Below are 3,038 nucleotides of genomic sequence, written 5' to 3'. Positions count from 1 at the left end.
CTCTTCGGTCACATAATCATCCAGCACCTCCGGCAGCAGCGTGCTTTGGGTGCGGTGCTCTCCTTGGATAAATCGCTTCATCAACGCTCCTTAACGTGGATTCGACTTTTTATATAACGCTTGAGAGATATTTCTGTTTACCTCGTTGACAGATTTTTTGAATTATTTTTTATTGCTTTTTAGGGTGCGTTTTTACACAGCCTCTGCCGGCAGCGAGCAGATGCCGACATACGGCATCGTCTCCTGTCCTGCGGATTGCGGTCATACCCAGCCGCCAAACAATAAATTAAAAAATTCAAAATAGCAATTCTTCTGTTCTATGGCGGCTCAGATCAGATTGCAGGCGTTGAGACTTTTCAGTGATTGCCAAGACGGTGCCCATAGTTGACGGTCGTGAATCTATGAAGCTGTCATTCAAAATGGTTTTGAGATTGAGATATTCAATTTACCCTGTACCTACCTTGCCGCTGTTTTTGGCACTCGGGCATGGATATTTAACTCGATATCGGGATTAATAGTATCGGGTAAAATTATTCGGATTTTTTTGGATGTGTCTGTATCCAAGCAATCCAAATAATCGCCTTCTGTAATTGTCATGTTCGGTGAAAGGTCTACTGCGTCCATGTACGCATGAACCCTGCAAGAAATGTCCACTTTGGTGCTTTCCTTTTGAATCATTCCGGCCCAATTCGGGAGATGAGCGTTTTTGGAAACGAGAATCGCAGCAGGGTCAAATGCGAAACCCTTTTGATGAATCTGATTGCCTGAGTACACCTCTATTCCAAAAAATTTCCACCCACACCTGCCGGGAATAAAGGCGTCTGTGTTGACTTTGAATTCGTATTCACCACCTTTAGTGGATGCGTCAATTGGCAAACTTACATAATACCCAGTAGTCACACCTTCGAACCAGTTGGATTTCCAATTGCAAGTTCCATCAGCAACCGGATATCCATGAATATTTGTTGCAGCCCAAGCTATTGCAAACTTTATGGGCACTCCATCCGGATTGGTGCCATGAATTTTCAGTACGCTATTGGCGTAAGCATTAATCTTAGGGTAATCAGCGTCACCCGGTTCGACGTTGCCACCAGTTGCGCAAGCGGTCAATGACGTAGATAACAGGATGATGGAAAACCAGTCCTTGAAATTAAAATACATTACAAATTTCCTGTCTCAATTGAGGGTCTGAGGGTCAGTTCTTGAATTACGACTTTCGCGAATTTCGTCGTGTTGGAATTCAAGAACTGACCCTCGCACCGGATGGGCTAATGTGCCGCAAGACGACATTTTTCAACTTTACCTACATGGAACCCAGTCAGGCAGAAGCTGGTGATACGGCATGTTTGGGGCTCGCCTCGCAGCTTCCTCCTTTAACCGGCGCTCTCGTCTAATTGGGCCACCAATCATTATGTTTGAATCATCACCCTCAAAGTCAACTCTTAGTCTTCCTGGAATATGATGAAAAGCGTCCCAGCCTGCGATGATTTCAAAATCCTGAATCTTCGGGTCTTCGACCCTTGTTTCACCAATTTCCTTGCCATCCATCCAAATTGTCACTATCAATGTCCCAACCGGCCACTGAACGACCGAAAGAGAATGAAGCAGTTCTTTATGAATTGCGCCAATTCCGAGAAGCTTCCAAGAACCTTTACGAAGCGCGGAACCAATTGATGAATACACGACATTGACCCTCGACATTACTGTGTTGGTAAGAATTTCTTCATTCGAGACGAGTTGCTTTGAACGAAATCGAAAGAAACCTACTTTCTTGCCTTGATCCACTTGGCCGTAATATATCCAATCGTGCTCACCAGCAATTGCATATAATGTTCCCGGCTTTAGACTACCCCGCGCATTTGGTGCTGGTGAAAACATAAAATAGTTCCCAATATTTTGTGACTCAATTTAAGTAAAGTATTTTTTCAATTGAAATTTCTGATGAGAGCTCCAGTTTTTAAGCCCGAATTGGACGATCCTTCGAATGTCGGTTTCGTGCCGGTATAAGCCGACACTCAATTCAATTTTAAATATCTTGTAGCATAATTAATCAATGCTTTTTTCTAAGTGAGAAGAACCCCAGCGCTCTAGTACCGGCCATTCCAAGAGAATAGTAGTCTCCGTGTATTTCCTCACTACTTATTGAGCCACCTAAACCTAAATATGCATCGCAAATTTCATTGCGACCAATAGTTAGCTTGTTATTCTCTATTTTGTACGACAGCCGATCAGATATTGGAAAGAAGCCATCATCTTTAGTTGTTGCGGACAAAACTTCGACGCGCAACCAGTTATCGCTAAGGCAGGAGTCCGCCTTCCTATTTGTAAACTTAATGCTTAGAACCGCGATGGGCTGGTGCTTTTGATCTTCCACTTGCAGAGCCCACTCTCCCTTTAGATCGGCTGAATATGCTGATACCGACCAATCAAACGTCATGGCAATAAAAAGCACACGGAATATTTGTAATATCAACGCGGAATCTCCCCTGATAAAAATAGGCTCTAAATAGACTCAAATACTGAACGGCGGCAATGTGTCGTATTAAGGCATTGCATTTGGTTCGTCATTATTCATCATTTTTCTTTGATCGCCTAAAAATGCTCGCTAACGATTGAATTAAAGGATCAAACTTCGGCCACACTTTTGTTCCCCTGGACTGTTCTGGCCAAAGTGAATAAGGTAATTTATTTATTGGTTGATTTGGAGGAGGATCAATCAACATATAAAAAAGCGGCCCAACAAACGGAACAGCAGTTAGAACCAAATACCCGGTTTTAACAATTGCCGTATCCGTTTGTCGGAAGATCCGATTCCACGAAAATCCGGTTAATACTAATGAAACAAAAATCGTTACGTAACCCATAGTTTAAATTTCTAGCAAATTTACAGTGACCGGCCCGGCGACCGTTTTGTGCCGAGGCCGTGTAAAAACAAGAATTCGCGCTGCGACCTAATTTTTCCATTCAAACGACTTTTTAAAGCCGCTCAAGACGCGTCAGTTTAATCGGAAATAGTCCTTTTGAGCATCCCATTTTTT

General features: G+C 43.1%; 4 protein-coding genes. All 4 read right to left on the bottom strand.

The genetic code is table 11. From position 1 onward, the window contains the following. Nucleotides 1-456 precede the first annotated feature (456 nt). Nucleotides 457-1,161 carry a hypothetical protein gene (locus S2091_RS23645; protein WP_105534433.1) on the bottom strand — a complete coding sequence of 235 codons (705 nt, stop codon included), beginning with the start codon at nt 1,159-1,161 and terminating at the stop codon, nt 457-459. 138 nt (nt 1,162-1,299) lie between these two features. After that, complete coding sequence (locus S2091_RS23640; protein ID WP_105534432.1) at nt 1,300-1,878, bottom strand: hypothetical protein; 579 nt, start codon at nt 1,876-1,878, stop codon at nt 1,300-1,302. A 172-nt stretch (nt 1,879-2,050) separates the two neighbouring features. Further along, entirely contained in the window at nt 2,051-2,473 is a 423-nt protein-coding gene (locus tag S2091_RS23635; protein WP_105534431.1) for a hypothetical protein, read from the bottom strand. 94 nt (nt 2,474-2,567) lie between these two features. Beyond that, entirely contained in the window at nt 2,568-2,864 is a 297-nt protein-coding gene (locus S2091_RS23630) for a hypothetical protein (RefSeq protein ID WP_105534430.1), read from the bottom strand. Between the last annotated feature and the right edge of the window lie 174 nt (nt 2,865-3,038).

The organism is Solimicrobium silvestre (genome assembly GCF_002976435.1).
Lineage (GTDB): Bacteria > Pseudomonadota > Gammaproteobacteria > Burkholderiales > Burkholderiaceae_D > Solimicrobium > Solimicrobium silvestre.
Note: the sequence above shows the minus strand (reverse complement) of the source record. Positions and strands in the feature narration are given on the sequence as shown.

Excerpts from the sequence above, each read along its gene's own strand:
- S2091_RS23630 (WP_105534430.1), bottom strand. The coding sequence starts at position 2,864 with ATGGGTTACGTAACGATTTTTGTTTCATTAGTATTAACCGGATTTTCG.
- S2091_RS23645 (WP_105534433.1), bottom strand. The coding sequence starts at position 1,161 with ATGTATTTTAATTTCAAGGACTGGTTTTCCATCATCCTGTTATCTACG.
- S2091_RS23640 (WP_105534432.1), bottom strand. The coding sequence starts at position 1,878 with ATGTTTTCACCAGCACCAAATGCGCGGGGTAGTCTAAAGCCGGGAACA.